5 protein-coding genes are annotated in these 5,422 nt (G+C 71.0%); 2 read left to right on the plus strand and 3 right to left on the minus strand.

Going from position 1 to position 5,422, the window contains the following annotated elements; genetic code table 11:
• Positions 1 to 101: 101 nt before the first annotated feature.
• Both ACIPJI_RS12280 and ACIPJI_RS12285 read right to left on the minus strand, forming a co-directional pair.
• A complete protein-coding gene (locus tag ACIPJI_RS12280) occupies positions 102 to 2,126 on the minus strand; it encodes a TIM-barrel domain-containing protein (protein WP_402245979.1) in 2,025 nt (674 codons plus the stop codon).
• A 76-nt stretch (positions 2,127 to 2,202) separates the two neighbouring features.
• Positions 2,203 to 3,219, minus strand: coding sequence for a LacI family DNA-binding transcriptional regulator (locus ACIPJI_RS12285; protein WP_402245982.1), 1,017 nt, complete (start codon positions 3,217 to 3,219; stop codon positions 2,203 to 2,205).
• Positions 3,220 to 3,632: 413 nt separating this feature from the next.
• Here ACIPJI_RS12285 and ACIPJI_RS12290 point away from each other — a divergent pair, with 413 nt between their 5' ends.
• Positions 3,633 to 4,127 carry a tyrosine protein phosphatase gene (locus tag ACIPJI_RS12290; RefSeq protein ID WP_402245984.1) on the plus strand — a complete coding sequence of 165 codons (495 nt, stop codon included), beginning with the start codon at positions 3,633 to 3,635 and terminating at the stop codon, positions 4,125 to 4,127.
• Positions 4,128 to 4,139: 12 nt separating this feature from the next.
• Here ACIPJI_RS12290 and ACIPJI_RS12295 read toward each other — a convergent pair whose 3' ends face one another.
• A complete protein-coding gene (locus ACIPJI_RS12295) occupies positions 4,140 to 4,856 on the minus strand; it encodes a MerR family transcriptional regulator (RefSeq protein ID WP_402245985.1) in 717 nt (238 codons plus the stop codon).
• Positions 4,857 to 5,059: 203 nt separating this feature from the next.
• On the opposite strand from ACIPJI_RS12295, the gene ACIPJI_RS12300 reads away from it, so the two are divergent.
• Complete coding sequence (locus tag ACIPJI_RS12300; RefSeq protein ID WP_402245986.1) at positions 5,060 to 5,257, plus strand: hypothetical protein; 198 nt, start codon at positions 5,060 to 5,062, stop codon at positions 5,255 to 5,257.
• The last annotated feature ends 165 nt before the right edge of the window (positions 5,258 to 5,422 follow it).

A 5,422-nucleotide genomic window follows, 5' to 3' on the forward strand; every position in this document is an offset into this window, starting at 1 on the left:
TTGTTTGTGCCCCCCCACTGGGGGGGGGGGGGGGGGGGGCGCCCCCCGGGGGGGGGGGGGGGGGGGGGCCCCCCCCCCCCCCCCCCCCCCGCGGTCCCGTGTCACCCGGTGATCGGCAGTTCGGCGCCGTCCTTGAGGAACAGCGGGATCCGCTCCAGCGGCGCGTCCACCGTCACCGTGCGTCCGCCCTCGTACTCCTCGCCCGTCCAGGCGTCCGTCCAGCGGGCACCGGCCGGCAGGTGGACCGCACGACTGGTCGCACCCGCCTCCAGCACCGGCGCGACCAGCAGGTCGGGGCCGAACAGGTAGGCGTCGGCGACCTCCCAGGCCTTCTCGTCGTCCGGGAACTCGAGGAACAGCGGACGCATCGGCGGCAGGCCCTCCTCGTGGGCGGCGCGCATCTGCTCCAGCACGTACGGCTTGAGGCGCTCCCGCAGCCCCAGATACCAGGACAGGACCTCCTCGGCCCGCTCCCCGTACGACCACACCTCGTTGGGGCCGCCCGTCATCGACGGCCCGAGCGGCATACCGGGGTCACGGAAGCCGTGCAGCCGCATCAGCGGGGACAGCGCCCCGAACTGGAACCAGCGGATCATCACCTCGCGGTACGCCTCGTCGTCCGGGTCGCCGCCGTGGAAGCCGCCGATGTCGGTGTTCCACCAGGGGATGCCGGACAGCGCCGTGTTGAGCCCGGCCGCGATCTGGCGCCGCAGGGTGGCGAAGTCGGTGCCGATGTCACCGGACCACAGTGCCGCCCCGTAGCGCTGACTGCCCGCCCACGCCGAGCGGTTGAGGGTGACGACCTCCTCCTCGCCGGCGGCGAGCATCCCCTCGTAGAAGGTGCGGGCGTTCTCGCGCGGGTAGAGGTTGCCGACCTCGAGGCCCGGTCCCGCGTGGTAGCGCAGGTTCGCGGAGAAGCCGGGCTTGAGCTCCGGCTCGCACGCGTCCAGCCAGAACGAGCGGATCCCGTACGGCTCGAGGTAGTTCTCCCGCACCCGCGACCAGACGAAGTCACGGGCCGCCGGGTTCGTCGCGTCGTAGAAGGCGACCTGCACGGGCTCCGCTACCTCCTTGTCCGGCCAGTCGGCGTGCGCCATCGGACCGTACTCGGTCCCGATGAAGTACCCGCGCTGCTCCATCGGCCGGTGGTTCTCGCTCAGCGGTGACACCGAGGGCCACACCGAGACGACGAGTCTGATGCCCAGTTCCTCCAGCTCCCTGACCATGGCGGCCGGGTCGGGCCACTCGGCCGGGTCGAACTTCCACTCCCCGAGGTGCGTCCAGTGGAAGAAGTCGCAGACGATCACGTCGATCGGCAGGCCGCGCCGCTTGTACTCGCGCGCCACGGACAGCAGTTCCTCCTGCGTGCGGTACCGCAGCTTGCACTGCCAGAACCCCGCCGCCCACTCCGGCAGCATCGGCGTCCGGCCGGTCACCGCCGAGTAGCGCTGCTGCGCCGCGGCCGGGGTGCCCGCGGTGATCCAGTAGTCGATCTGCCGCGCGCTGTCGGCGACCCAGCGGGTGCCCGTCCGCGCGAGCTCGACCCGGCCGACCGCCGGGTTGTTCCACAGCAGGGTGTAGCCGCGGCTGGAGGTGAGCACCGGAATGCCGACCTCGGCGTTGCGCTGGACCAGATCGACGACCGCGCCCTTCTGGTCGAAGAGGCCGTGCTGGTGCTGGCCGAGGCCGTACAGCTTCTCGTAGTCGTAGGCGGCGAAGCGCTGCTCCAGGCGGTGGTAGCCGTTGCCGTTCGGGGTGTAGAGCCGGGAGCCGGGCCACCAGAAGTGGGCACGTTCCTCCGCGAGGAGCTCACGTCCGTCCTCGGTCGCCGTGAACCGCAGCAACCCCTCGGCGTCGATCTCGGCCGTGATCGCCCCGTTGACCAGCACGCCGGCGCCCTGCTCCGTCTTGACGGCGAAGGAACTGCCCGGTGGGCCGTCGGCCAGGGCACCCGGGAGACCGTCGAGCAGCGGCCCTCCGATCCTGGCGCGGACCCGGACGGCGTCCGGGCCCCACGGCTCGATGCGCACGGTCTCCTGACGTCCGCTCCACTCCAGGGCACCGTCGCACTCGCGGACGGTACCCACGGTGGGGGAGGACTGGGCAAGGCTGGGTGACTGGTCCACGTAGGGAACTCCTGGGCGTCAGAGGGTCACTCTTGGGGGCGGTGCGGTGCTGGGAGGTGCTGGGACGCGAGGCGGTTCAGGCGGTGGGGGCGGGGGCCGGACCGCTGCTCGCACGCACGGTGAGTTCGGGTTCGAGGAGGACGACCTCGTCGCCGGCCCGCCCTTCGATCTTGGCCACGACCTGTTCGACGGCGTGCCTCGCCATGTCGCGTGCGGGGATGGCGACGGAGGTGAGCCGTACGGAACCGTGGACGGCGACCTGCTCCGGGCAGATCGCGACCACCGAGATGTCTTCCGGCACGGCCCGTCGGTGCTGGCGGAGCAGACCGAGCAGCGGCTCCACGGCGGTCTCGTTCTGTACGACGAAGCCCGTGACGTCGGGGCGTTCGGAGAAGATCTGGGCGAGGGCGCCGGCCAGGGCCGCGTAGTTGCCCTCGCAGGGGCGGTGCAGCACCTGGAGCCCGAGCTCCCGTGCCCGTGTGCGCAGTCCGTCGATGGTCCGCTCAGCGAAGCCGGTGCGACGCTCGTAGACTGCGGGTGCCTCTCCGATGACGGCGATCTCACGGTGACCGAGCCCGGCCAGATGCTCGGCGCACAGCGCGCCGGTCGCGGTGAAGTCGAGGTCCACGCACGTCAGTCCCGTGGTCGTGGCCGGCAGCCCGATGAGCACGGCCGGCCGGCCGCTCTCGCGGAGCAACGGGAGCCGCGCGTCGTCCAGTTCCACGTCCATGAGGATGATGGCGTCGGCCAGCCCGCTGCCCACCACCCGGTGGACCGCTTCGGGTCCCTCCTCGCTGGTGAGCATCAGCACGTCGAACCCGTGGTTGCGGGCGTGGGTGGCGATCCCGATGGCGATCTCCGTCATGACGGGCAGATACATGTCCATCCGCAGCGGCATCATCAACGCGATGATGTTCGACCTGTTGCTCGCGAGCGCACGGGCCCCGGCGTTCGGGTGGTAACCGAGCTCCGTGATGCTGCGCTCGACCCGCTCCCGGGTGAGCGCCGAGATGGTCCGCTTCCCGCTCAGTACGTAGCTGACGGTGCTGGCCGAGACTCCGGCGTGCTGCGCTACGTCGGCGAGGGTGACCATCGGATCTCCAGATGATGAAGCGCTTCGACAACACGCTCCGCGTCGGTGACTTCGGATGTGGGTAGACAGTAATCCGACGGGTTCGGCACTGTCCAGACCTCTTGTCGAAGCGCTTCAATAGATGCGCGGGTCCGGGCCGACGGGGCTTTCGGTAGACGCGGTCCGCGAGTTCAGGACGCGTGGAGCGGCGCCGCGGACGTCGCCCGAAGCGGCGGACCACGGCGACCGACTCCGTATCTCCCGCTGCCCTCGTGGGCCCCGGGCGGCGGTTCGTCTGCCGGGCACGGATACGAACGCCGTCGGCGCCGTATGGGCTCCCTGCCCGTCTTCGTACGTGCCTCGCGGCCCGGTTCCTCCGTTCACAACCCTGCTGCTCACGCTCCATCCCCCTGTCGAACGAAAGTGATACTCCTGTGCGACCTCGCCTTTTCACCGTCGATCTGCCCGGCCCGGGGCGGCTGAGCACCATGGCCAGGCCCCGGGGCGCGGACTGGCTCGAGGACGAGATGAGCGCCCTGCGCTCCGCCGGTGTCGACGTGCTCGTGTGCGCACTCACGCACTCCGAGCTCGACGAACTCGGTCTCGCCCTGGAAGCCGGGGCGGCCGCGGCCGCAGGGTTGCGGTTCGTCGCCGTTCCCGTACCCGACCGCACCGTTCCCGACCTTGCGGCGGTTCTGCCGACGCTGCGGAACCTCGCGGAGAGCCTCCGTGAGGGGGCGCACGTCGTCACTCACTGCCGCTTCGGCATAGGACGCGCCTCTCTCCTCGCCGCAGCTCTCCTGGTCCTCAACGGCGTCGACCACGACACCGCGTGGAACCGCCTCGAGCAGGCCCGAGGACTCGCTGTCCCCGACACCCCCGAACAGCGGGACTGGACGGTGAAGCTCCGCGAGCACGCACGGCCTTGACGCACTGACCCGTCAGACGGTGTGGCCGAGGTACCGCAGGTAGGCATGAAGGGCCGCGGAGGCTCTGAGCCGGTGGAGGCTGCGGCGGTGGAGATCCCGTTGTCTGTTCGTCAGTTCGCCGAGCACGCGGTCCGGGCTGCCGGTGGCCCGCAGTTCGCCCAGTACCGCGCTGATGGCGGCCAGCGGGTAGTGCCCTCGGCGCAGCAGCGCGACGACCTGCGCGGCGTGGAGCTCCGAGCGGGAGTAGACGCGGTATCGCGTGCCCGGCTCCCGGTCCGGTCGCAGGAGACCCTGGGCCTCCCAGAGCCGGAGCACGGGTGGACGGACCCCTACGGCGCGGGCAACCTTGCCGATGCGCATGCCGGGAGGCCCGGTGGCTGTGGTGACCGCCGGGTGCGCGAGGACGGTGCCCAGGGCCTCGTGCACCGCCGCCAGTTCGGCGCGTTCCCGGTCCAACTCGGCATGACTGGCGTCGAGAGCGGCCAGCGCGGTCTCCAGATCGCCGTCGTGGACGGCTCGCATGACGGTGCGGGTGGTCGCCCAGCCGTGGCCGGAGGCTGCTTCTCGAGCCGTGGCGAGGGCTTCGGCGTGCGCGGCGGTGAAGACGCGGTAACCACTGGCGGTGCGTTCGACCGGTGGCAGAACTCCCGTGTCCACGTAGTTGCGGACCTGCTGGACCGAGATCCCGGCCGTCCGCGCGAGGTCGACGGCCCGCAGCCGGTTCCCCACGTCACCACCCCCCTCGGCTGTCGCGCGCCCGACGGTTCACCTTGATGCCTCACCCTGGTTTGAGACTTGTCAGGCATATCGAAGAGCTGGTCAGCGCTGATGGGCCTCAAAGTCTCACATTGCACTTGAATGAAACAATTGATACCGCAGGCCCGGCCCGCTGTGGGCGGGGCCGAACCGTTCAGTGAGGGGAGAGAAGGGACGTGAAGTTCGTTCTGGAAGTCGACGTGGACGCCGGGCGGCCGGCGGAGGAAACGGCGGGCGAGTTGGGCCGCATCCTCCGTTACTGGGGCGGGAACCTGAACCACTACGCGCTGAAGCCGGGCGACGGGTCGGCCGTCTACGACTCGCAGCACCAGGAGATCGGCCGGTGGCGGATCGTGGAGGCCGACGGATCTTGACCGCACGGCGTGGGCACCGCAACGCACCACAGCGGCAGTTGAGGGCCGGCATCGACGAGGACCGCCGGGGTCCACCCGGGCACCGCGCTGACCCGCCCGGACCGGGGCGCCCGCCCCCCGCCGGGCCCCGCCCCCCAATAGCCCGCGGGGCAACGCCGGGCCCAA

Source organism: Streptomyces sp. NPDC086835 (genome assembly GCF_044745705.1).
Classification (GTDB): Bacteria; Actinomycetota; Actinomycetes; order Streptomycetales; family Streptomycetaceae; genus Streptomyces.

Excerpts from the sequence above, each read along its gene's own strand:
- ACIPJI_RS12285 (WP_402245982.1), bottom strand. The coding sequence starts at position 3,219 with ATGGTCACCCTCGCCGACGTAGCGCAGCACGCCGGAGTCTCGGCCAGC.